The 22,818-nt window shown below is 74.9% G+C and carries 22 protein-coding genes; 12 read left to right on the top strand and 10 right to left on the bottom strand.

Translation table 11 applies throughout. From position 1 onward, the window contains the following. Positions 1-124: 124 nt before the first annotated feature. Positions 125-304 (top strand): hypothetical protein, encoded by a 180-nt coding sequence (locus ABT238_RS13250; RefSeq protein ID WP_350560972.1) that lies wholly within the window; start codon positions 125-127, stop codon positions 302-304. A 238-nt stretch (positions 305-542) separates the two neighbouring features. On the opposite strand, the gene ABT238_RS13245 is transcribed toward ABT238_RS13250, so the two are convergent. Next, complete coding sequence (locus ABT238_RS13245; protein ID WP_350757295.1) at positions 543-2,798, bottom strand: sensor histidine kinase; 2,256 nt, start codon at positions 2,796-2,798, stop codon at positions 543-545. Positions 2,799-3,162: 364 nt separating this feature from the next. Here ABT238_RS13245 and ABT238_RS13240 point away from each other — a divergent pair, with 364 nt between their 5' ends. The 3 genes from ABT238_RS13240 to ABT238_RS13230 all read left to right on the top strand — a co-directional run bounded on the left by ABT238_RS13240 (position 3,163) and on the right by ABT238_RS13230 (position 7,874). Beyond that, on the top strand, positions 3,163-3,804 hold the full coding sequence (locus ABT238_RS13240) for a response regulator (protein WP_350561160.1): 642 nt from the start codon (positions 3,163-3,165) through the stop codon (positions 3,802-3,804). Positions 3,805-3,918: 114 nt separating this feature from the next. Beyond that, positions 3,919-6,219 (top strand): sensor histidine kinase, encoded by a 2,301-nt coding sequence (locus tag ABT238_RS13235; protein ID WP_350757292.1) that lies wholly within the window; start codon positions 3,919-3,921, stop codon positions 6,217-6,219. Between the two features lie 293 nt (positions 6,220-6,512). Next, a complete protein-coding gene (locus ABT238_RS13230) occupies positions 6,513-7,874 on the top strand; it encodes a M28 family metallopeptidase (protein ID WP_350757289.1) in 1,362 nt (453 codons plus the stop codon). 71 nt (positions 7,875-7,945) lie between these two features. Here ABT238_RS13230 and ABT238_RS13225 read toward each other — a convergent pair whose 3' ends face one another. Both ABT238_RS13225 and ABT238_RS13220 read right to left on the bottom strand, forming a co-directional pair. Then, complete coding sequence (locus ABT238_RS13225; RefSeq protein ID WP_350757286.1) at positions 7,946-9,646, bottom strand: acyl-CoA dehydrogenase family protein; 1,701 nt, start codon at positions 9,644-9,646, stop codon at positions 7,946-7,948. Positions 9,647-9,703: 57 nt separating this feature from the next. Further along, on the bottom strand, positions 9,704-10,261 hold the full coding sequence (locus ABT238_RS13220; RefSeq protein ID WP_350757283.1) for a PadR family transcriptional regulator: 558 nt from the start codon (positions 10,259-10,261) through the stop codon (positions 9,704-9,706). A gap of 189 nt (positions 10,262-10,450) precedes the next feature. Here ABT238_RS13220 and ABT238_RS13215 point away from each other — a divergent pair, with 189 nt between their 5' ends. Next, entirely contained in the window at positions 10,451-10,921 is a 471-nt protein-coding gene (locus ABT238_RS13215) for an SPW repeat protein (protein WP_350560960.1), read from the top strand. 78 nt (positions 10,922-10,999) lie between these two features. On the opposite strand, the gene ABT238_RS13210 is transcribed toward ABT238_RS13215, so the two are convergent. Both ABT238_RS13210 and ABT238_RS13205 read right to left on the bottom strand, forming a co-directional pair. Continuing rightward, on the bottom strand, positions 11,000-12,391 hold the full coding sequence (locus ABT238_RS13210) for a class II fumarate hydratase (RefSeq protein ID WP_350561158.1): 1,392 nt from the start codon (positions 12,389-12,391) through the stop codon (positions 11,000-11,002). Between the two features lie 151 nt (positions 12,392-12,542). Continuing rightward, entirely contained in the window at positions 12,543-13,268 is a 726-nt protein-coding gene (locus tag ABT238_RS13205; protein ID WP_350560958.1) for a carbon-nitrogen hydrolase family protein, read from the bottom strand. A gap of 176 nt (positions 13,269-13,444) precedes the next feature. Between ABT238_RS13205 and ABT238_RS13200 the strand changes: the two genes are divergently transcribed. Next, complete coding sequence (locus ABT238_RS13200) at positions 13,445-15,292, top strand: cholesterol oxidase substrate-binding domain-containing protein (protein ID WP_350757280.1); 1,848 nt, start codon at positions 13,445-13,447, stop codon at positions 15,290-15,292. 31 nt (positions 15,293-15,323) lie between these two features. Here the strand turns inward: ABT238_RS13200 and ABT238_RS13195 are convergent, their stop codons facing one another. Beyond that, entirely contained in the window at positions 15,324-15,902 is a 579-nt protein-coding gene (locus ABT238_RS13195; RefSeq protein WP_350560954.1) for a helix-turn-helix domain-containing protein, read from the bottom strand. 69 nt (positions 15,903-15,971) lie between these two features. On the opposite strand from ABT238_RS13195, the gene ABT238_RS13190 reads away from it, so the two are divergent. Further along, the gene (locus ABT238_RS13190) at positions 15,972-16,727 is read left to right on the top strand and encodes an AzlC family ABC transporter permease (protein ID WP_350560952.1); all 756 of its coding nucleotides are present in this window, start codon (positions 15,972-15,974) and stop codon (positions 16,725-16,727) included. Beyond that, positions 16,724-17,032 carry an AzlD domain-containing protein gene (locus tag ABT238_RS13185; protein ID WP_350560950.1) on the top strand — a complete coding sequence of 103 codons (309 nt, stop codon included), beginning with the start codon at positions 16,724-16,726 and terminating at the stop codon, positions 17,030-17,032. Before ABT238_RS13190 ends, ABT238_RS13185 begins: the two co-directional genes overlap by 4 nt. 92 nt (positions 17,033-17,124) lie before the next feature. On the opposite strand, the gene ABT238_RS13180 is transcribed toward ABT238_RS13185, so the two are convergent. Further along, positions 17,125-17,442, bottom strand: a complete 318-nt coding sequence (locus ABT238_RS13180) for a hypothetical protein (protein ID WP_350757277.1) — start codon at positions 17,440-17,442, stop codon at positions 17,125-17,127. A 51-nt stretch (positions 17,443-17,493) separates the two neighbouring features. Then, on the bottom strand, positions 17,494-18,129 hold the full coding sequence (locus tag ABT238_RS13175) for a GNAT family N-acetyltransferase (protein WP_350757274.1): 636 nt from the start codon (positions 18,127-18,129) through the stop codon (positions 17,494-17,496). Between the two features lie 149 nt (positions 18,130-18,278). Here ABT238_RS13175 and ABT238_RS13170 point away from each other — a divergent pair, with 149 nt between their 5' ends. Both ABT238_RS13170 and ABT238_RS13165 read left to right on the top strand, forming a co-directional pair. After that, positions 18,279-19,469 (top strand): acyl-CoA dehydrogenase family protein, encoded by a 1,191-nt coding sequence (locus ABT238_RS13170; RefSeq protein WP_350757270.1) that lies wholly within the window; start codon positions 18,279-18,281, stop codon positions 19,467-19,469. A gap of 94 nt (positions 19,470-19,563) precedes the next feature. Then, positions 19,564-19,956 carry an ADP-ribosylation/crystallin J1 gene (locus ABT238_RS13165; RefSeq protein WP_350757266.1) on the top strand — a complete coding sequence of 131 codons (393 nt, stop codon included), beginning with the start codon at positions 19,564-19,566 and terminating at the stop codon, positions 19,954-19,956. 43 nt (positions 19,957-19,999) lie between these two features. On the opposite strand, the gene ABT238_RS13160 is transcribed toward ABT238_RS13165, so the two are convergent. Both ABT238_RS13160 and ABT238_RS13155 read right to left on the bottom strand, forming a co-directional pair. Further along, entirely contained in the window at positions 20,000-20,494 is a 495-nt protein-coding gene (locus tag ABT238_RS13160) for a hypothetical protein (RefSeq protein ID WP_350757264.1), read from the bottom strand. Next, a complete protein-coding gene (locus ABT238_RS13155) occupies positions 20,491-20,925 on the bottom strand; it encodes a MarR family winged helix-turn-helix transcriptional regulator (RefSeq protein ID WP_350757260.1) in 435 nt (144 codons plus the stop codon). The genes ABT238_RS13160 and ABT238_RS13155 overlap by 4 nt, the downstream gene beginning before the upstream one ends. 192 nt (positions 20,926-21,117) lie before the next feature. Here ABT238_RS13155 and ABT238_RS13150 point away from each other — a divergent pair, with 192 nt between their 5' ends. Together ABT238_RS13150 and ABT238_RS13145 are read left to right on the top strand one after the other, a co-directional pair. Further along, the gene (locus tag ABT238_RS13150) at positions 21,118-21,996 is read left to right on the top strand and encodes an alkaline phosphatase family protein (protein WP_350560936.1); all 879 of its coding nucleotides are present in this window, start codon (positions 21,118-21,120) and stop codon (positions 21,994-21,996) included. Between the two features lie 319 nt (positions 21,997-22,315). Further along, a complete protein-coding gene (locus tag ABT238_RS13145) occupies positions 22,316-22,795 on the top strand; it encodes a hypothetical protein (RefSeq protein WP_350560934.1) in 480 nt (159 codons plus the stop codon). The last annotated feature ends 23 nt before the right edge of the window (positions 22,796-22,818 follow it).

Raw genomic sequence — 22,818 nt, 5'->3', positions numbered from 1 at the left:
TCCCGTTCTGGGACCGGAACGGGACGGCGGGCCCATGCGCCCGGGGCGCGGTGCCGTCCAGAGTGGGAGGCAGAGCGGTTGATCGGCTCGACCGCTCGGAGCTGAAGAATCTGGAGCCCCCCTCATGGCAACGAACACGGCATCGAAGGCGCTCGGCTTCGCGTCCGCAGTCGTCGGCATCGCCGCAGCCGCCGCGGTCGTCAAGAGCGCCGTCGCCGGTGCGGCGGCCAAGACCGCACCTGCGGCCGGCAGCCCGGCGGACGCCGAGCGCTGCAAGCCGGGTGAGAAGGACTGCAAGCACTGATCGTCCGCGATCGCCCTGCTTTTCGTCCTCGCCCGATACTCCGCCCATCTCCCCCCCACCCGTCCCGCCCCCGGAGCCACCGGCACCGGGGGCGGGCTACGTGCCGGGCCGTGTGCGGGGTCGCGGCGCCGGGCGCGGGGCGCGGGGCCGCTCCGCGTACGGCTGACAGATGACAGTTGACAGAATCTGTTATCTGTCATCTGAAATCTGTCAGTTGTCAGCTGTCAGCCCACGGCCGTCAGCGCCCCGTGCCGCGCCCCTGCGAGGGGTGCCGGGGGAGGACCGCCAGCACCCGCGTGCCGCTCTCCCGCGAGAGCCGGTCGATGGTGCAGTGCCCGCCGATCTCGGCCGCCCGGTCCGCCATCGACCGCAGGCCTACCCCGGCCGCCGGATCCGCGTGGGCGGTACCCGCCTCATCCGCCTTCGGGTCCGGGGTGAGGACGGTGCCGGCCTGGGGGAGGCCGAGGCCGACCCCGTCGTCCTGGACGGTCAGCGTCAGGTACGCCTCGTCCGCCCGCAGCGCCACCTGGGCGTTCCGGGCGCGGGCGTGCCGCAGCACGTTGTTCAGCGCCTCGGCGGTGATCCGGTACGCGGCCACTTCGACGGCGGCGGGCAGCTCCGGCAGCGGGTCCGGTTGCAGCGCGGCACTGACGGCGAGCCCGTCGCTGCTGAACGAGGCCGCCAGGTGCTGGATGGCGCGGGTCAGGCCGAACTCGCCGAGCGGCGCGGGCCCGAGGCGGTCGGTGATCCGCCGCACCTCCTTGATCGTCATCGCCAGGTCGACCGAGATGTCCTGCAGCGTCCGCGCGATCGCCTCACTCCCCGCCCCGCTCCCTGCCGCGCCGTCGGCGGCGCTGTCGACGGCGTCGCCGGTCTCCGCCCCGCCTGCCTCGGCCCCGCCCGCCTCCGCCCCGGCCGCCGAGGCCGCGTTGTCGACCCGCAGCCGCAGCCCGGCCAGCGCCGGGCCGAGTCCGTCGTGGATGTCACGCCGCAGCCACCGCCGTTCCTCCTCGCGCGCCGCGACGATCTGCTCCCGGCTGGCCTGCAGGTCCTCCTGCAGCCGCAGGGAGGCGACGGCCGGCGAGGCCTGGTCGGCGAGCGAACGCAGGATGTCGACGTCGCTGGGGTCCAACCGCTCCTCGCCCGCCCGCAGCCCGACCGTCAACTCCCCGATCACGGCGCCGTTGTGGACCAGCTCGAAGCCACGCACCGGCCCGTCCAGGCGCCCCACCGCGGCCAGCGACCGCCGCCCGGCCCGGGTGGTGACCGCCAGCGCCACGCCCGGCAGCCGCAGCTCCTCCGCGACGGTGGTGCACAGCGCGGACGGCAGCCGCTCCGGATCGACCACCTGCCGGACCTGCCCGGCCAGCGTCCGCAGCACGTGGTAGGGCTGGGCGCGGTCGCCGTAGTAGAGCCGGTCCACCGCGCCCACGGCCCGCCGGGCGGCCCGCGGCAGGCACGCGCCCAGCACGAAGACCAGCGCGATCAGCACCAGCGCGGCGGCGCCCCGGCCGGGCACCAGCCACCCGGACAGCACCGCCGCGCACACCACGAACACCACGGTGAGCCCGGTGGCCAGCACCAGCCCGATCAGTACCGACCGGGCGGCGCGGTCCAGCCGCCACCCGCCGTCCCGCACCACCAGGAACGCCACCGCCACCGCCCAGACCGCGCCGGCCGCCGTGAACAGCGAGTAGCTCAGCCAGTACTCGTACTGGAAGCGGCGCGTGTAGTAGTCCTGCATGCCCGCCCAGAGCAGATAGGCGCCCAGCATGCCGGCGAGGTGCGCGCGCCGCCGGGGAGCGGCCCGGCGCAGCAGCCGTACCAGCAGCACGGCGGCCGCGATGCCGATCAGCAGGTAGTTGACCGGGTCGTAGAGGCTGTCCAGGTGCCCGGTGACCGAGCCGAAGAAGTTCGCGGGCCCGCTGTCGGCGAGCGGGTTGGGGTGCCCGAAGACGGTCGTGTTGTCCAGGAAGGACATCTGGTACGGAAGCACCCACAGGGTGACGGCGCCGATGTACCACCACCACCGGCTGGTGGTGAGCCGGGCGGCCGGCAGCCAGAGCGGCAGCACGTAGAACAGGGTCTGGCTGATCGTGTCGCACACCCCGCGCACCACGGCCGCCGCTCCCACGATCCCGGGGTCGGAGACCTCCACCCAGACGGGTGCGGCGACCGCGCTCGGCAGCATGGACGTCAGCGCGTAGACGAGCATCACCCAACCGAGCGGATTTCCCGGCCGGTGGGCGTGCAGCAGCATGCCCGCCCCCGCCGTCGGCAGCGCGTACAGCAGGATGGCCAACTGGTCCCGGGGCGCCTCGATGCCCGGGGAGCCCAGGTGCACCAGGACGTAGCAGACCCAGAGGGTGGCGACCACCAGGCAGAACACGGTGACCGCGGCGGCGCCGGTCAGGTGGCGCTGCGCGGCCGTACGGCGCGGTAGGCGCCCGGCGGGCGTGCGCGGCCGGGAGCGGGAGGGGATCACCGTGGTCATGGCACCGCCTAGGGACGGGTGGGGGGTCCACCGACGACCGGTCGCCGCGCCGGACGCGCTGTCTCCAGTCTCGGCCTCCCGCCGTCCCGGGCGCATGGGGCAGCGGTCTTGTCCGCCCCGTCCCCGTCCCCGCCCCAGCCCCGCCCCGCCCCCGCCCCGGTCCCGCGCCGCCCGGCCCGCCCCGTCCCCGCCCCGGTCCCGCGCCGCCCGGCCCGCCGCGCGCGCCACGCAGGCCGCCACCAGGGCTGTCACGGAAAGTCACAAGCGCATCGCTGGTAGTGTCGGCCATGTGGATGAAGAACAGCCCGCCGAAGTCCCGCAGCGACCAGAGGACCGGTCGGAGGAGGAACCGCCGGCCGCGCCCGTGCGGGTCCTGATCGTCGACGACCATCCGCTGTTCCGCGAGGGTCTGAAGGTCGCCCTCGAAAGCGCCGAGGGCATCGTCGTCGTCGCCGAGGCCGAGCGCGTCGGCGACGTGCCGGAGGCGGTCGCCCGCCACCGTCCGGACGTCGTCGTGATGGACCTCTCGCTGCCGGACGGCTCCGGGCTGGAGGCCACCCGCCGGCTCTCCGCCGACCAGCCGGCCCCGCCCGTGCTGATGCTCACCATGGCCGACGACGACGGCAGCCTGCTCGCCGCTCTCCAGGCCGGGGCCCGCGGCTACCTGGTGAAGGGCGCCGGGCGCGAGGAGGTGCTGCACGCGGTGCGCACGGTCGCGGCCGGCGGGGCGGTGTTCGGCGCGGACGTCGCCGAGCGGATCACCACCCTGCTCGCCGGCGCCCGGGTGCGGGAGGCCGGCCAGCTCTTCCCGGCGCTCACCGCCCGCGAGGCGGAGGTGCTCGACCTGGTGGCGCGCGGACTGGACAACCGCCGGATCGCCCGGGAACTGGTGGTCGCGGAGAAGACCGTCCGTAACCACGTCACCCACATCTTCGAGAAGCTGCACGTCGCGACCCGGGCCGAGGCCGTCGCCCGCGCCCGGGACATGGGACTCGGCGACGGCTGACCCGCACCCGGCAGGCCCCCGCCGCCGCCCGGCCGCGCCCCGGGGCCGGGACCGGACCGCCGTCCCGCGCCGACGGGACGGCGGGACGCGCAGGATGCGGGGGAGGAGGCTTTCATGAGCGAACCGGCCGCCACCCCGGCCACCCCTCCGGCCCGGCACCCCGCCCCGCCGGCCCACCGGTCGACCACCCGGCCCACCGGCCCCGCCGGGCCGACCCGGTCCACCCGCCCGCGCAGCCCCGCGCGCCCACCGCTCCCCTCGGCGCCGGCGCCACGGCCCCCGGCCGCGCCCCGGCGCACCGTCCTCGGCCCGGCGGCCTGGACCTGCGGCGCGACCCTGCTCAGCGGGCTCGGCTGGGTCCTGCTCGCGGTCACCCACCCGAACGCCCCCTGGGCCTCGCCGTTCTACCTGCACGACGGCGAGACGGTCCTGCTCGGCTTCGCCTTCGCGCTCTCCGGGCTGCTCATCCTCGCCCACCGCGCCGCACCCGCCCCGGAGGGGACCACCCCGGGCCCCGCCGCCGGACCGCCGGCCGGCCGCAGCCTCGGCCGCTGCCTGCTCCTCGCCGGCCTCGGCGGCTGCCTGTCCCGCTTCACCCTCCTCGCCGCCGCGGTCACCGACGCCGGAGCGGTGGTGCAGGCCGTCGGCGCCGCCCTGCTGCTCGTCTCCGTCGCCCTGTTCATCTTCCTCTCCATCGCCCTCCCGCTCTGGCTGCCCGAGGGCCGGCTGCCCGGCGGGCCGGGCCGCGTGTTCGTCGCGGCCGTCGCGCTCTGGAGTGTCGTCCACGCGTGCGCCGTCCGCCTGCGCAGCCCGCTGCCCTACCACGGCGACGTCCTGGTGCCGCCCGGGCAGGGCCTGCCGCTGGACGAGTGGCACGCCACCCTGGTCGCCTGGGGCCTGGTCGCCACCAGCCTGGTCGTCGCCGCCGTCCGCTGGCGGCGCTCCGCCCGCCCGCACCGCAGCGTCACCGCCGTCCTGGTGCCCTACCTCGTCTGGCTGGTCACCACCAACATCGCGCTGCGGCTCGGCAGTTCGGAGAGCGTCGCGGCGGTCACCTACTTCGCCGGCTCCGCGCTGTGGATGCTCGGCGCGGTCGGCTACGCGTTCACCCGCGACCGCTCCCGCTACCTCGACCGGGCGACCCGCCGGATGCTCAGTGTCCTCGCCCTCACCGCCCTGCTGATCGCCGGCTACCTCGGCATCGCGCTGCTGCTGCGCCGCGCCCTGCCGCAGGCCAGCAGCGCCCCCGCGCAACTGCTCGCCGCCGGGGCGCTGGCCATCGGCGGACTGCTCGGACCCACCACCCGGTGGGTGGTGCGGGCCGTCGACCGCTTCTACTACGGAGACCGGGCCCGCCCCTACCAGGTGGTGCGGGCGCTCGCCGAGCGGCTGAGCCGCGCCGTCAGCCCCGCCGACGCGCCGCCCCTGCTCTGCGACACCGTGGTGAACGCGCTCGGCCTGCCCGGCGCCCGGGTCGTCCTGCACACCCGCACCGGACCGCACGAGGTCGCCTCCGTCGGCACCATCGGGCCCGCCGGCCAGGTGTTCCCGCTCAGCTACGAGGGCACGGTGATCGGCGACCTGTACGCGCCGCCGCGCGCCGGGCAGCCCGACCTCGACGCCCAGGACCACGAGGTGCTGCGCTTCCTCGCCGACCAGGCCGCGCCCGCGATCGCCTCGCTGCGGATGTACGAGGAACTGCAGCGCGGGCGGCGGCGGATCGTGCTCGCCCGCGAGGAGGAGCGCCGGCGGCTGCGGCACGACCTGCACGACGGCCTCGGGCCCAGCCTCTCCGGCCTGCGGCTCGGCGTCGACACCGCGCGGGCGGCCGTGCCCGCGGACTCCCCGGCGGCCCGCTCGCTGGTCGCGGTGTCGGCCGGGATCGGCCAGGCGATCGACGAACTGCGCAGGATCACCGAGGGGTTGGCCCCCGCCGCGCTGGCGGGGGAGGGGCTCGCGGTGGCGCTGCGGCGGCTGGTCGCGGACCTGGACGGGCCGCAGGTGCGGATCTCGCTGGTGCTGGACCCCGACCCGCCGCCCGCGCTGCCGGCCGCCGTCGAGGTGGCGGCGCTGCGGATCAGCGGCGAGGCCCTGCACAACGTGCTGCGCCACTCGGGGGCCGGCCGGGCCCGGCTGACCCTGCGGGTGCGGCCGGAGGCGGTGGTGCTGGAGATCTGGGACGACGGCTGCGGCTTCCCGGGGGGCCCGGCCGACGACACCGGTGTGGCGGACGCGGTGGACGGCGGGAAGGGGAGCGTGGCCGCGCGGCGCGCCGGAGCGGGTGTCGGGCTGCGCTCGATGGCGGAGCGCGCCGAGGAACTGGGCGGCCGGTTCACGACGGGCAACCACGACGGCGGCGCCGTCGTCCGGGTCGTGCTGCCCCGCACGCCCGAACAGCCATTGGTCGACGACTGACGACTGACGGCCGTCGGGGCCGCGGCGGCGGACGGCTGACGACTGACAGATTTCAGCTGACAGATAACAGATAACAGATTTCAGATTCTGTCAGCTGTCAGTCGCCGCCGTGAGCCGCCGGCCGTCAGTCGCCGGCATCCCCGCCGCCCCTTGACGGACTCCCCGGTTCGCCCAATCATCATGGTCGCGTCAACTTTTCGGCGCGGCCGGCGGCCCCACACCCCCTCAGTACCCCTCCGCCGCCCGCGAAGTGGCGCGCTTCCGTTCTGCCCCACCGGATACCGGAGCCCCCATTGACCGAGCGCGCCCCGCGGCGATCCCGCCTGCGCCGATCCGCCCTGTCCGCCGCTGCCGCCGTCGCCCTCGCGGCCGCCTTCCTCACCCCCGCCGCCTCGGCGGCCCCGCCGGCCCCCGCGCCGCGGGCCCTCGCCGCGCCCGCCGCACCGGCGGTCGCCGCAGCCCCCGACATCCCGGTCGCCAACGTCAAGGCGCACCTGGCCCAGCTCCAGTCGATAGCCACCGCCAACGGCGGCAACCGGGCCCACGGCCGCACCGGCTACAAGGCCTCGATCGACTACGTGAAGAGCAAGCTGGACGCGGCCGGCTACACCACGACCCTGCTCACCTTCAGCTACAACGGCTCGACCGGCTACAACCTCATCGCCGACTGGCCCGGCGGCGACACCTCGCACGTCGTCATGGCCGGAGCCCACCTCGACTCCGTCACCGGCGGCCCGGGCATCAACGACAACGGTTCCGGCTCGGCCGGCGTCCTGGAGACCGCTCTCGCCGTCTCCCGGGCCGGCCTCAAGCCCACCAAGCACCTGCGGTTCGGCTGGTGGGGCGCCGAGGAGTACGGCATGGTCGGCTCCAAGAACTACGTCAACGGCCTCGGTGCCACCGAGCGTTCGAAGATCGAGACCTACCTCAACTTCGACATGATCGGCTCGCCCAACCCCGGCTACTTCACCTACCGCTACGACAGCGCCCTCGACGCCCTGTTCCGCGACTACTTCGCCGGCCTCGGCATCAGCACCGAGCAGGACTTCGAGGGCGACGGCCGCTCCGACCACGCCCCGTTCCAGAACGCCGGCATCCGGGTCGGCGGCCTGTTCAGCGGCGCCGACTACACCAAGACCAGCGCCCAGGCGGCGAAGTGGGGCGGTACGGCGGGCCAGCCGTTCGACCGCTGCTACCACTCCTCCTGCGACACCACCGCCAACATCAACGACACCGCGCTGGACCGGATGAGCGACGCCATCGCGTACGCGATCTGGACCCTGGCCGCCGGCAGCACCACCCCGCCCACCGGCACCGTCTTCGAGAACACCGCCGACGTCCAGATCCCCGACTACGGGTCGGCCGTGACCTCCGACCTCGCCGTCACCGGCCGCACCGGCAACGCCCCGGCCGCGCTCCAGGTCGGCGTGGACATCAAGCACACCTACCGCGGCGACCTCGTCATCGACCTGGTCGCGCCGAACGGCACCGCCTTCCGCCTCAAGGCGTCCAGTGGCGACTCCGGGGCGAACGTGCAGACCACGTACACCGTGAACGCCTCCGCCGTGCCGGCCAACGGCACCTGGAAGCTCAAGGTCCAGGACGTCGGCCCGCAGGACACCGGCTACATCGACAGCTGGAAGCTGACCTTCTGAGCCCGCGAAAAGGCCCCCGGGGGTGCCGGTCCGCCGGCCGGCACCCCCGGGAACTCCGCCTCGGGCGCCGGCTACGGAGCCATCTCGTACGCGCCCGAGAGCGCCTCGACCATGCCCCACACCTTGGCCGCCCGCGCCGCGTCCGCGACCGGGCGGCGCACGTGCGCCAGCGCCCACGCCGCCTGGGCCTCGGTGGCGGACGCCTTGCCGTGCAGCTCGGTGGCGTGCGCGGAGAAGTCCCGCACCAGCGCGTCGAAGACCTGGTCCAGCAGGTCCGCGTCCAGCCCGGTGAGCGCCGCCTGCTCCAGCACCAGCTGCCCGTAGACGATCAGCGCGAACAGCTGGCCGATCTCCAGCAGGAAGTCCAGGTCCGCCTGCTGCTCCGCGCCCGGCGCGTGGTTGATCAGCAACTCGCAGAAGCCGTCGGCCTGTTCGCGGAACCGGGCGACGTTCGGCAGGTGCCCGTGCGCGTCGTAGGCGGCCCGCCAGTCGTGGAAGCGGATCGCGCCGAGGCCGCGGGCCGGTCCCTGCCGGAACAGGAACGCGTCGTCGGCGGCGTCCTGCCGGGTCGGCACCGGGGCGTACTCGGCCGGGGCGAACAGGTAGTTGGCCATGAACTTGAGGATCAGCGCCAGGTTGACGTGGACGGTGCCCTCCAGCTTCGGCAGGCCGCGGATGTCCTTGGCGGCCTTGTCGAAGTAGGTGTCCGCCTCGAAGCCCTTGGCCGCGATGACGTCCCACATCAGGTCGATGACCTTCTCGCCCTCGGTGGTGACCTTCATCTTGGTCATCGGGTTGAAGAGCAGGTAGCGACGGTCCTCGGGGGAGGCGGTGCGGAAGTAGTCCACCGCGCGGGCGGAGAACAGCTTCATCGCCGCCAGCCGCGCGTAGGCGTCGGTCAACTCCCGGCGCACGTGCGGGAAGTCGGTGACCCGCTTGCCGTACAGCACCCGGTTGTGGGCGTGCGTCACGGCCTCGTACATCGCGTGCTCGCAGATGCCGACGGACGCCGTGCACAGGTTGAACTTGCCGACGTTGACGGTGTTCAGCGCGGCGTCGAAGGCGGCCTTGCCGGTGTGCAGGACGTCCTCGGCGCGGACCGGGTACTCCTCCAGCCGGAACTCGCTGACGTACATCTGGGCGTTGACCACGTTCTTGACCAGGTGGTACGCCTCGTGGCGGCTGTCGGCGGCGAAGAAGACGTAGCCCTCCGGCCCCTCGACGTCCGAGCGGCGGCCGAACACCGAGACCAGGCCGGCGACGTTGCCGTTGCCGATGTAGTACTTGGAGCCGGTGGCGGTGAAGCCGCCCTCGCCGTCCGGGGTGAGGATCATGTCGGTCGAGTAGATGTCGGCGCCGTGGCCGCGCTCGGAGAGACCGAACGCCATGACGTGACCCTCCGTCAGGAGGCGGGCCGCACGGGCCCGGACGGCCTCGTTCTCGCTCTGCCACACCGGGCCGAGGCCCAGGATGGTGACCTGCCAGGTGTACCAGTAGCCGAGGCCGTAGAAGCCGAGGATCTCGTTCAGCTCGGCGATCCGGGCGGTGTCCCAGCGCTTGGCCGGGTCGGCTGAGGAGGGCGTCAGGAACTCGGCGAACAGGCCCTCCTTCGCGGCGAATTCGAGGAAGTCGGCATACCAGGCGCGGTCGATGTAGGCGTCGATCAGCGCCTTCTTGCCGCGCGCTTCGAACCAGTCCACGGTCGCGCGCAGCAGCCGGCGGGTCGGCTCGTCGAACTGCGCGGGGTCGTAGGTGCGCGGGTTGAAGAGCATCGCGGGCTCCCGGGGGTCGAGGGTGAGGGCGGGGAGGGGTGGTGGGCGGAGCGCGGTTCAGCGGCCTTCGGCCAGCTCGCGCAGGGTGGCGAGCACGTCGTCGAGCCAGGCGAGGGTCATCCGCTCGTACTCGATGCCGCCGCGCAGCACCACGTGCTGGAGCCGCCGCTGGGCGTCGATCGCCTCCGGGGGCGAGTCCGCCGGGAAGTCGCGCCGCTCGCCGTGCAGGTAGCGGTCGAGCAGGGCGGCGTGGCCCTCGCGGTGGCGTTCGACCTCGGGGATCAGCGCGGCCGGGTCGTCGAAGGCCGCCGCCCGGATCCGGACGGCCAGCTCGTGCCGGACGGTCTCCGGTTCGACGGGCTCGCGCAGCCAGGCGGCGAGCGCCTCGCGCCCGGGCGGGGCCGCCGAGTAGACCTTCTTGTCCGGCCGGCCGTCCTGGGCGACCTCCTCGGCGCGGACCCAGCCGTCCGCCTCCATCCGCCGCAGCACCCGGTAGATCTGCTGGTGGGTGGCGGTCCAGAAGCGGCCGATGGACCGGTCGAAGCGCCGGGCCAGTTCGTAGCCGGAGCCGGGCCGTTCCAGCAGCGAGACGAGGATCGCGTGCTCCAGTGCCATGACCGGCATCCTGCTATGCAACGAGTTGCATAGGCAAGGGCGGCGAGTGGCGGTGAGACGGAGGTCACCCGCTGGGACGGGGTGGTGCGGAAGGGTAGCCGCCCTGGTCAAAAGGTGCAAAACGGTCGAAGGGCGCCAGAATGGTACTGGGCTAGAGCCCTCCATGTTCCGACCTAGGAGGTGGTATCGGTGTCTACCCAAGCGCCGATGGGCATGGAACACCATCCGGACATCGTCGAACTCCGGGAGCACTACGAGCGGGTCACCCTGACCCCGCGGGCCCAGGCCGTCGAGGCCCTGGCCGTCCTGGCCGGTCTGTTCCTGGCGGCCTCGCCGTGGATCGTCGGCTTCACCGCGTTCAGCACGCTCACCGTGACCTGCCTGATCGTCGGCATCGCCTACAGCGTGCTGATGGCCGGCTACGGCTCGGCGTACGAGCGCACCCACGCCCGGGCCTGGGCCGCCACCCTGCTCGGTGCGTGGACGATCCTCTCCCCGTGGGTCGTCTCGGGCGAGGTGGACCGGGGCAAGAACATCGTCACCTGCCTGATCGCGGGCGGCGTGATGTGCCTGCTGGGGATCGCCGCCATCTCGATGGCCACCATGACGTCGAACGGGGCGTCGATGCGGCGCGGCCGGGCCGGCCGGGCCAGGAGCTGACGGTCACCGTCAGCCCCGCACCCGGGGCGCGGAGCGGCGAGAGCGCCTCCGCGCCCCGGGCGCGTGTCCGCCCCCGTCCTACGGGCGGGTCATCCGCAGCACGTCCAGCGCCTCGTCCAGCTGCTCCAGGGTGAGCCGCCCCTGCTCGACGTACCCGCGGTCCAGCACCACCTGACGGATGGTCCTGCGCTCGGCCAGCGCCTGCTTGGCGACCTTGGCCGCCTCCTCGTACCCGATGTACCGGTTCAGCGGCGTCACCACCGACGGCGAGGACTCCGCGTACTCGCGGGCCCGCTCGGCGTTGGCCGTGATGCCGTCCACCGCGCGGTCGGCCAGCAGCCGGGCGCTGTTGGCCAGCAGCCGCACCGACTCCAGGACGTTGCGGGCGATCACCGGCAGCATCACGTTGAGCTCGAAGTTGCCGCTCGCCCCGGCCACCGTGACGGTGGCGTCGTTGCCGATCACCTGGGCGGCGACCATCAGCACCACCTCGGGCAGCACCGGGTTCACCTTGCCCGGCATGATCGAGGAGCCGGGCTGGAGGTCCGGCAGGTTCAGCTCGCCGAGGCCGGTGCGCGGGCCCGAGCCCATCCACCGCAGGTCGTTCGCGATCTTGGTGAACCCGACGGCGACGGTGCGCAGCTGGCCGCTCAGCTCGACCAGGCCGTCCCGCGCGCCCTGGGCCTCGAAGTGGTCGCGGGCCTCGGTCAGCGGCAGGTCGGTGGCCCGCGCGACCTCCTCGATCACCGCCGCCGCGAACCCGGGCGGGGTGTTGATGCCGGTGCCCACCGCGGTGCCGCCGAGCGGCAGTTCGGCGACCCGGGGGAGGGTGGCGAGCAGCCGCTCGCGCCCGTGCCGGACCTGCGCCGCGTAGCCGCCGAACTCCTGGCCCAGGGTGACCGGCGTGGCGTCCATCAGGTGCGTGCGGCCCGCCTTGACGACACCCGCGAACTCCGCCGCCTTGCGCTCCAGCGCCTCCGCCAGGTGCTCCAGCGCCGGGACCAGATCGTGCGTGACGGCGGCCGTGGCGGCGATGTGGATCGAGGACGGGAAGACGTCGTTGGACGACTGGCTGGCGTTGACGTGGTCGTTGGGGTGGACCGGCCGGCCGAGGCGCTCGCCGGCCAGGGTGGCGATCACCTCGTTGGTGTTCATGTTGGACGAGGTGCCCGAGCCGGTCTGGAAGACGTCCACCGGGAACTCGTCGTCCCAGCGGCCCGCCGCGACCTCCTCGGCGGCGGAGACGATCGCGTCGGCGGTCTCCGCGTCCAGCACGCCGAGCCGGGCGTTGACCCGCGCGGCGGCGGCCTTGATCCGGGCCAGCGCGGCGATGTGCGCCCGCTCCAGGCGCTGGCCGGACACCGGGAAGTTCTCCACCGCCCGCTGCGTCTGCGCCTGCCACTTCGCCCCGGCGGGCACCCGGACCTCGCCCATCGAGTCGTGCTCGATCCGGTACTCCTCGTCACCCATCGTGCGCTGCACCTCCTGAACGGTCCCGGCGGGCGGGGGCCCTCGCTTCCAGGGTCCGCGCCCCGTCCGGGTTCGGCTTCCGGACACCACAGCCACGCGCGGGCCCCGAGTATTTCCCGCCCGGAGAATCGGTCCCGGGCCGCCGGGCCGGTCACCGGAGGACGGCGGTCACCACCTCGCCCGGCGCCGTGCCGGCCCGAACGACCTCGGTGCCGTCCGGCGCCCAGACACCCGAGCCGCCCGAGGTGGCGGCGAACTCGCCGCTGGGCCCGGCGGCGGTGGACAGCACCACCCACACGCCGTTGTCCGCCGCCCGCGCCGGGTAGCGGGCCTCCTTGGTGGCCAGCGCCTCGGGGCCCGCCCCGTACAGCGTCGAGGCGACGTAGGCGTCGGCGCCGAGCGCGACCAGCTGCTTCACGTGCCCGGGGTTCGCGGCGTCCGCGCAGACCGCCAGGCCGAGGCGCCGGCCGTCCAGCTCCAGGACGGCGGGTTCCCCGGCGGCGAAGCGCTCGGCCTCCCGCCCGTAGAGGTTCGTCTTGCGGCAGGCCACGAAGGCGCCCTCGCCCGTGACGGCGAGCGTGCCGATGTACTCGCGGCCGTCCGCCCCGGCCACCGGCGCGCCGACCAGGGCCGTGGCGCCGGTCCCGGCGCAGGCCGCGACGAGCGGCGCGAGGCGCTCGTCCGAGGGGCCGACGGCGGGCGCGGCCAGGTCGTACCCGGTCAGCGACAGTTCCGGGAACACCACCAGACGGGCCGCCCCCGCCTCGCGGACCGCGGCGGCGTGCCGCTCGACGTTGACCGCGACGGTGTCGGGCCGCCCGGAAGGTGCGCAGGCGGGCTGGGCGACGGCAACGGCCAGGGGAGCGGGCGCGGGCACGGTGGGGCCTCCGGAGGTGACCAGGGACGGCGATCACGATCAACCTATGAGCTCACCGCAAAATCCGGCAATGTTCATTCCTTCGAGTGAAGATCACCAGCGCGACGGCAGCACCCGGCCGACCGCTTCGTACGCTCACCCGGGATCGGGGAGACCGCGCGACACAAGGGGCGGACATGACGGCAGCGGCACACCACCACGACGAGCCGGGCCACGGCCTCAGCCGGCGCCGCCTGCTCGGCGCCTCCGCCGCGCTCGGCGCCGGCGCCTGGCTGCTGCGCGGCACCGTCGGCCCGGACACCGCCCGGGCCGACGCCCCCGTCCCGCCGGGCCTCCCGGCCGGCACCGAACTGTTCCGGCGGGTCTACCAGAACTGGTCCGGCGAGGTCCGCACCGACCAGCTCTGGACCTGCGCCCCGCGCACCCCCGGGGAGGTCCCCGCGCTCGCCGACTGGGCCCGCGCCCACGGCTGGCGCCTGCGCGCCCAGGGCCACCGCCACACCTGGGCGCCGCTCACCGTCGCCGACGGCACCCCCGCGGCGGCCCGGGTACTGCTGCTCGACACCACCCGCCACCTCACCGCGATCACCGCCGACTCGCCCACCACCGTCCGCGCCCAGAGCGGCGCGAGCATGGAGGCCCTGCTCGCCCACCTCGCCGAGCGCGGCCTCGGCCTCACCGCCGTCCCCGCCCCCGGCGAACTCACCGTCGGCGGCGTGCTCGCGATCGGCGGCCACGGCAGCGCCGTCCCCGCCGCCGGCGAGCAGCGCCCCGACGGCCACGGCTACGGCTCCGTCAGCAACCAGGTCACCCGGCTGACCGCCGTCGTCCTCGACCCGGCCACCGACCGCTACACCCTGCGGACCTTCGACCGCTCCGAGGCCGACAGCGCCGCCTTCCTGGTCCACCTCGGCCGGGCGTTCGTCACCGAGGTGGTGCTCCGGGCCGGCGCCGACCGGCCACTGCGCTGCGTCAGCCGGCTGGACCTCCCCGCCGCCGAACTCTTCGCCCGCCCCGGAGCGTTGCCGCCCTCCTCGCCCTCCCGCCCGCGCACCTTCGCCGACTTCGTGGAACGCGACGGCCGCGTCGAGGCGATCTGGTTCGCCTACACCGAACGGCCCTGGCTGAAGACCTGGAGCGTCACCCCGAACCGCCCCTTCGCCGCCCGCGCCGTCGACGAGCCCTACAACTACCCCTTCTCCGACTCCGTCCCCGAGCCGGTCGCCCGGCTGGCCGGCGACCTCGTCGCCGGCACCTGGGCCTCGGCCCCGCTCTTCGGCCAACTCCAGTACCTGATCGCCAAGATCGGCCTCACCGGCGATCTCACCGACGTCCTGCTCTCCGGTGACCTGCTGCGCGAACTGCTCACCGGCGAGGTGATCACCCACCTGCTCGCCGGCGGACTGCGCTCCGACCTCTGGGGCCCCTCGCGCACCCTGCTCCAGTACGTGCGCCCCACCACCCTGCGGGTCACCGCGAACGGCTACGCGATCCTCGCCCGGCGCGCCGACCTGCAGTGGGTGGTGGCCGAATTCGCCGACCGGTACCGGGAGTTGCTCGACGCCTACCGGGCCCGCGGCGAGTTCCCGGTGAACGGCGCGGTGGAGATCCGGGTCACCGGCCTCGACGACCCGGCCTGGTCCGGGGTGCCCGGCGCCCGGCCGCCGCTGCTCTCCGCGCTGCGCCCGCGCCCGGACCGCCCCGAGTGGGACACCGCCGTCTGGCTCGACGTGCTGGCCTTCCCCGGCACCCCCGGGCTGCACCGCTTCGCCCGCGACCTCGAACAGGCCCTGCTGCGCTCGTTCGACGGCACCCGGGCGGGCCTGCGCGTCGAGTGGTCCAAGGGCTGGGCCTACACCGAGGACGCCGCCTGGGCCGACCCGGACATGCTGGACCGCGTCGTCCCGGCCAGTCACCGCGCCGGCGGCGGAGCCGGCTGGGACGAGGCGGTCACCGTCCTGGACCGCCACGACCCGCACCGCGTCTTCGGCAACCCCTTCCTCGACCGGCTCCTGAAGCTCTGACCGCAGCGGAAGCCGTTGAGGTGACGGCCCGTCAGACGTGCTCCATCACGATCACCGCGACGGTGTCCGGCGCCAGGGCCCGGAACACGTGCGGGACGTCGCCCGGGTAGCTGACGTAGTCGCCCGGGCCCAGTTCGACGGGCGCCCGCGTCGGCCCGGCCAGGGCCCGCCCGGCGCTCAGCAGCACGTGCTCGACGGTGCCCGGATTGTGCGGATCGGAGGCCCGGGCCTCGCCCGGCTCGGCGTCGATCCGGTAGATGTCGCGCCGGGCGCCCGGCGGGCAGGAGGCGAGCAGGGTCGCGGCGTAGTCGGCCCGCTCGGAGTGGGTGACCGGCCCCTCGCCGGCCCGCACCACCCGGACCGTCGGGCGCGGCGGGTCGACCAGCCGGCTGAACGGCACGTCCAGGGCGACGCCGAGCGCCCAGAGCGTCTCGACGCTGGGATTCCCGGCGCCCGACTCCAGTTGCGAGAGCGTCGATTTGGCTATCCCCGCCCGGCGGGACAGCTCGGCCATCGACAGCCCGGCGCGCTCGCGCTCGCGCCGGATCGAAGCCGCGATCAGCTCGATCAACTCGCCCCCGGAGGGGCTGCCGACGTGGGTTCCACTCATCAGTGTTCGCTCCATGCGTCCAGGCGTTCGGTTTGACGAACGACCCCTTTTGCGTTCACTCTACTGGACATGCGTTCGCTCATCCGAACTCTTGAACGTGCCACCCTCCGTGACATCGCCCTGGTCTGCCTCGCGGACGCGCTGGTCGGCGTCTCGTTCGGGGCGATCTCCGTCTCCGGCGGCCTCCCGCTCTGGGTGCCCGTGGCCATGTCCGTGCTGGTCTTCGCCGGGGGCGCCCAGTTCGCCGCCGTCGGCGTCGTGCTCTCCGGCGGCGGCGCGCTCGCCGCCGTCGTCACCGCCCTCGTCCTCAACGCCCGCCTGCTGCCCTTCGGCTTCACCGTCGCCGACGCGCTGGACGGCCCCCGGTGGCGCCGGCTGCTCGGCGCCCAGCTGCTGACCGACGAGTCCACCGCGTTCACCCTGCTGGAGTCCGACCCGCGACGGCGCCGGGCGGCGTACTGGGTCAGCGGCCTCGCCCTGTTCGCCATCTGGAACGTCGCCGTCGTGATCGGCGCGGCGGCCGGCGGGCTGATCGGCGACACCGACGCCCTGGGCCTGGACGCCGCGTTCCCCGCGGTGCTGCTCGCCCTCGTCCTGCCCGCGCTCCGCGACCGCCGCACCCGCACCGCCGCCCTGGCCGGCGCCGTCGTCGCGGTGGCCGCCACGCCGTACGTGCCGGCGGGCGTGCCGGTGCTGCTCGCCCTGGCCGGACTGCTGTTCGCCGCCCGCCCGACCGGCCCGGCGGCGCCCCCGCCCGGAGCGGCGTCCGAGCCCGTGCCCGGCTCCGGCCGGTCCGACCGCCTCGCCGGGGAGGTCCGCCGATGACCCTGACCGCCGTCCTGCTGCTGGCCGCCGGCACCTACGCCTTCCGGCTCGCCGGACCGCTGCTCGGCGGCCGGATCACCGTCTCCGAGCGCCTGCGCCACCTGCTCGCCGTCTCCGCCGCGGTGCTGCTGGTCGCCCTGGTGGCCACCGGCGCGCTCACCCAGGGCCACGGCTTCGCCGGGTGGGCCCGGCCGGCCGGGGTGCTGGTCGCGGGCGTCCTCGCGCTGCGCCGCGCGCCGTTCCCGCTGGTGGTGGTCGCGGCCGCCGCGACCACGGCGGTGCTCCGCCTCTGCGGCGTTGCCTGACCGTCCTGCCCGTCCCGTCCCGTCCTGACCTGACCTGACCGGCCTGGCCGTCCGCCGGACACCGGCCGACGACGGCCCCCGGTCCCCGGCCGTCAGCCGTCCCGCTCGGCGAGCCGGTCCTGCTGCACCTCGGGCCGCTTGCTGTCCCACAGCAGCTCCCACACCTTGAAGACGCAGTGGTAGTCCCGCATGCTCCCCTCGGTGATCAGCAGATAGCTGTCACCGTCCCGCAGCAGCCGGCGCCGCCGGCCGTTGAACGGGTGCTGCGGGGTGTACGTCGGGACGATCCGCCGCAGCTCGGCGAGCGCGTCCTCCCGGTCGCCCTCGACCTCGGCGAGCACTTTGGCACCCCAGAGCCGGTTGTCCCCGATGCCTTCGGTCTCCTGCACGACCACGGCCCACCGGCCCATGGCCCACCACCCCTCACGTCTCGTCCCGTGCCCGGCCCCTGCGCGGAGGCGTCATCGTAGCGACGCGTCCCCGGTGCCCGCACCGGTCTCGGTCGGCACCTTGTAGAAGATGGTCGTCGCGCGCGGCACCCCCGCCGGATCGGTCGCGAAGTCGGGCACCGTGCCGACCCGGGTCCAGCCCGCCGCCGCGTACATCCGCTCGGCGGGGCTGGCCGTCTCGGTGTCCAGCACCAGCGTGCGCAGCCCGCGTCCGGCGGCCGCCGACTCCAGGGCCGCGAGCAGCCGGCCGGCCAGTCCCCGACCGCGGTGCGCCCGGTGCACCATCAGCTTGGCGACCTCCCCCCGGTGCAGCCCGTTGGCCGTCGCCGCCGGACGCAACTGCACCGTCCCGGCGATCCGGCCGTTCCCGTTCCCGCTCGCGCTTCCGCTCCCGCTCGGCGTCGCGTCCGTCCCGTCGGCCTCGGCGACCCAGAGCAGCAGCCGCCCGGCCGCCACGTCCGGAGCCAGCGCCCGCCACCAGCCGGCCGCCGCGGCCCGGTCCAGCGGGGAGAGGAAGCCGACCGACGCCCCGGCGCCGACCGTGTCCGCGAGCAGCCCGCCCAGCAGGCCGTCCAGGCTGTCCGGCCCGTCCGGCCCGTTCGCCGACCCGCTCAGCTCATCCGCCGTCACCAGCCGGATTGTGTACATGCTCACTCCCTCGTCCGCGGCCGTCCCAGGAGCGGCCCCGTGCGCCATACTCGCCGGTACCCAGCGCCGCGACGGCTCCGAACCCCGACGTCCCCACCCCGACGCCCGGGCCCGCCGTCCGCGCCCCGCCGAGCGTACAAGGAGCCCCCGTGGCGAAGCCGCCCAGGATCGACCCCGCCGACCTGCTCGCCGTCGGTGACCTGCTCACCGACGAGGAGCGCCTGGTCCGTGACACCGTGCGCAGGTTCGCCGACGACCGGATCCGCCCGCACATCGGCGACTGGTTCGAGCGCGGCGTCTTCCCCGCCCGTGAACTCGCCCCCGAACTCGGCGCCCTCGGCGTGCTCGGCATGCACCTCGACGGCTACGGCTGCGCCGGTTCGAGCGCCGTCGCCTACGGCCTCGCCTGCATGGAGCTGGAGGCCGCCGACTCCGGTCTGCGCAGCTTCGTCTCCGTCCAGGGCTCGCTGGCCATGCGCTCCATCCACGCCTACGGCTCGGAGGAGCAGAAGCAGCGCTGGCTGCCCGGCCTCGCCGCCGGCGAGCGGATCGGCTGCTTCGCCCTCACCGAGCCGGACTTCGGCTCCGACCCCGCCAACATGCGCACCCGCGCCCGCCGCAAGGGCGCCGGCGAGGGTGCGGACTGGGTGCTCTCCGGCTCCAAGATGTGGATCACCAACGGCGGCATCTCGGACGTCGCGGTCGTCTGGGCGCAGACCGAGGACGGTGTGCGCGGCTTCCTGGTCGAACCCGGCACGCCCGGCTTCACCGCCACCGACGTGCCCGGCAAGCTCTCCCTGCGCGCCTCGGTGACCAGCGCGCTCGCGTTCGACGACGTCGTGCTGCCCGCCGACGCCGTCCTGCCCGGCGTCAGCGGCCTGCGCGGACCGCTCTCCTCCCTCAACGAGGCCCGCTACGGCATCCTCTGGGGCACCGTCGGCGCCGCCCGCGACTGCTACACCGCCGCCCTCGACTACGCCAAGAGCCGCGTCCAGTTCGACCGCCCGATCGCCGGCTTCCAGCTGACCCAGGAGAAGCTGGTCGAGATGATGCTGGAGGTCGAGAAGGCCTACCTGGTCGCGCTGCGGATCGGCCGCCTCAAGGACGAGGGCACCGCCCGCCCCGCGCACATCAGCTTCGGCAAGCTCAACAACGTCCGCGCCGCCCTGGAGATCGCCCGCAGCGCCCGTACCGTGCTCGGCGCCAACGGCATCACCACCGCCTACCCGGTCCTGCGGCACGCCAACAACCTGGAGTCGGTGCTCACCTACGAGGGGACCAGCGAGATCCACACCCTCGTCCTCGGCGAGGCCATCACCGGCGAGTCCGCCTACCGCTGACCCCGGCGGGCGGCCGTCGGCCCGTGTCCCACCGTGCCGGCCCGTGCGGGAAAACCGTTTCCCGCACGGGCCGTTCCTGGCTAGCGTCCTGCCCATGACCGGCCCGACGACCCAGCCCACCCCCAGCCCCGCCGTCCCCGGACGCACCACCACCCTCTGGCGCCCGACCGGCCCTCGGGAACTGGCCCTGGTCGAGGCCGCCGACTGGCGCGCCTGGCCGCCGCGCCTGCCCGATCAGCCGATCTTCTACCCGGTGCTGAACGAGGACTACGCGATCCGCATCGCCCGCGACTGGAACGTCCCGGCCTCCGGCGTCGGCTACGTCACCCGCTTCGAGGTCGACACCGCCTTCCTCGCCCGCTACCCCGTCCGCCAGGCCGGCGGCCGCACCATCCTCGAACTCTGGGTCCCCGCCGAGGAGCTGCCCGAGTTCAACCGCCACCTGGTCGGCCGCATCGAGGTGGTCCACGAGTTCCGCCCGGCGTGATCCGAAGGAGAGGGCCTGGCGGACGGCGGTCGGTGCTCGGCGGCTACCGGTCGGCAGGCCGGGGGAGCGGTGCGAGGTCGGGTTCGACCCACTCGGCGCGCGCCCGCGGGGAGGCGAGGGTCCCGGGGCGGTAGTGCCGGTCGAGCAGATCCTTGTCGAACAGCTCGGCGTGCCGGTCGGCGAAGGCCGCGAAGTCCAGCCGGTCCGCGCCGTCCATGCCGTCCGTGCCCTCCGTGCCGTCCGTGCCGTCCGCGCCGCCCGCCGGCTCCCGGCCGCCGGCGTGGTGGGCGACCAGCTCGACCCAGGCGCGGGTGAGCGTGGCGTGGTACTTCCCGGGCGCCCCGGCGGCGGTCGCGGTGCGCCGGATGCCGTCGCCGACGAGGGAGAGCGCCGCGGGCATGCCGACCCGGTGGACCGCCAGCCAGGTCAGGTGGACGTGCTCACGGTGGCCGAAGCCGCCGCCGCCCGCCCGCACCCGGGCCATCAACCGGTCGAAGAGGGCCGCGTCGCCGGCCGTTCCGCGGGTGTCGTGGGTCATAGGGGTACCTCTGTGAGGGCTCGCAGGACGTGGTGGAAACCGGCCAGGGACTCCGCGGACAGCCCCGCGAGCGCCCGTGCCTCCAGTGCGCCCACGGTCCGCCGGACGGTCCCGGCGGCCTCGCGGCCCGAGGGGGTCAGCTCGATCACCACGACCCGCCGGTCGCCCGGCCGGGCGCCGCGGGTGATGTGGCCGCGGCGCTCCAGGCGGTCGAGCACGCTGGTGAGGGTGGTCGGGCGGGTGCCGGTGGCGGTGCCGAGCTCGGAGACGGTCCGGCTCCGGCCGTCGGCCAGGATCGCCAGCGCGTTGGTCTCGGACGGCGTCAGGCCGAGGCCGGCCGGTTCCGCCGCGAGCACCCCCGGGGTGACGTGCGTGGCACGCTGCAGCGCGAGGACCGCGGAGCCCGGGGGCTGCTCAAGGGATGAAGTCACGTAATCGGACCGTACGAAATCGTAGGACCGGACGCAAAGCCCGCCCCGAAGCGGTCGGACACGCTCCGTCCATCCCCCCTTCCGCTCCAGGACACCTCGCGGTCCGGCAGGGCGTGAAGCATGGCGCGGTCGCCGACGCCCGCCCGGTCGCGGACACCGGCGACGCCCGCACCGCGAAAGGAACCGCCCCCCATGTCCACACCACCGCTGCCGCGCCCCCGCGTCCTCGTCGTCGGGATCGACGGCGTCCGGTACGACCTGCTGGAGCAGGTGCCGATGCCGAGGCTCGCGGAGGTCGCCGGGGCCGGGTTCCTGGTGCCCGTGACGGTGGCGGACTCCACGCCCACCATGTCCGGCCCCTGCTGGGCCACCATCGTCACCGGCGTCGAGCCCGCCAAGCACGGCGTCTGGGGCAACCACCTGGGCGGCAACCGGCTCGACGTCTTCCCCGACTTCACCACCCGGCTGGCCCGCGGCGACCACCGCCACACCTTCGTCGCCGCCGGCTGGGACCCGCTGGTCATCGCCGAGTCCGGCGGACCGCTGTTCCGGGCCCCCGGCCGGCTCTGCTACGTCGCCCCCGCCGAGGACACCCCCGAGGCGTGGGAGGCCGTCGACGAGGAGGTCACCCGGGAGGCCGTCGACGTGCTGCGCGACGCCGACCCCGAGGCCTCCTTCGTCTACCTCGGCGCCGTCGACGAGACCGCCCACTTCCTCGGCTGCGGCGAGGAGTACCGCGCCGCGATGCGGGCCGCCGACGAGCGCCTCGGCCGCCTCCTCGGCGCGCTGCGGCAGCGGCCCGGCTACGCCGAGGAGGCCTGGACGGTCATCGTCGTCACCGACCACGGCCACGTCGACACCGGCGGCCACGGCGGGCGCACGCCCGAGGAGCGCACCGCCTGGGTCGCCTGCGCCGGCCCCGGCATCCCCGCCGCCCCGCCCGCCGGCGAGATCCGCCACCCCGACGTCGCCGCCCAGGTGTACGCGGCGCTCGGCCGCCCGATCGACCCGCACTGGACCCTCGACGGCCGGCCCTTCCCGATCGCCGCCCCGGTACCCGCGGCGCTCTGACACCCCGGCACCGCGCCCGGCAGTATCCGGCAACCGGGTGGCCCCCGCACCCGGCGGCACCCGGGCGGGTGCCGCCGGGCTGCGCCCCGGGCCGCTGCGGGCCAGGCTCGACCAGGGGGAACCCCGAGACCGGCCGGGCGCGTGTACGTCTCAAGGTGGAGGAGCCACCCCCCAAGGACGGCGGAAGATCGCGACCTTCCGGTGACGACCGGCCACCCCGGCGCCCACCAGGATGGAGACACACCGGGAAACCGGTCCCGGAGCCGGGGAGGCGGGCGCCGGGCGCACAGCAGCAGCACACGGGAGAGGACAGGCGGGCATGAACGGCATCGCGGGCAAGATCGCACTCGGAGTGGCGGGCACCGGCATGGCCGTGGCCGTCGCCGCCGTCGCGGTGGGGCCGAGGGTCGCCGAGTGGTACGACGGCCGGCACCAGGAGCAGTCCAGCTACGCCAGTGGCAGCGCGGCCAAGGCCGACCACCGCGCCGTGCCGGCCTGGCTGCCCGACAACGCCTCCGCCGTCCGCTACCTGCGCTCCACCACCGGCGACGACCGCCTGCTGACCGCCACCCTCCCGGAGGGGCGGCTGCCGGCCGGCTGCCGCACGGGCGAGCCCGGCAAGGGCGGCCACCCGGCGCCGGTCTCGCTCAGGGCGGGCTGGTTCCCGGAGGGGATCACCACCAAGGTCACCGGCTCCTGCGGCCACTACAACGTCGCCCTGACCGGCAACCAGCTCTACGCGTGGCAGGACGGCGCCGCCGTCCAGGCCGCGCTGCGGGCCGAGCGGCTCGCGCGCTGAGACGCCCGCCGCCGGGAGCCGGC

It is taken from the genome of Kitasatospora sp. NPDC001527, from assembly GCF_040298605.1.
Taxonomy (GTDB): domain Bacteria; phylum Actinomycetota; class Actinomycetes; order Streptomycetales; family Streptomycetaceae; genus Kitasatospora.
Note: the sequence above shows the minus strand (reverse complement) of the source record. Positions and strands in the feature narration are given on the sequence as shown.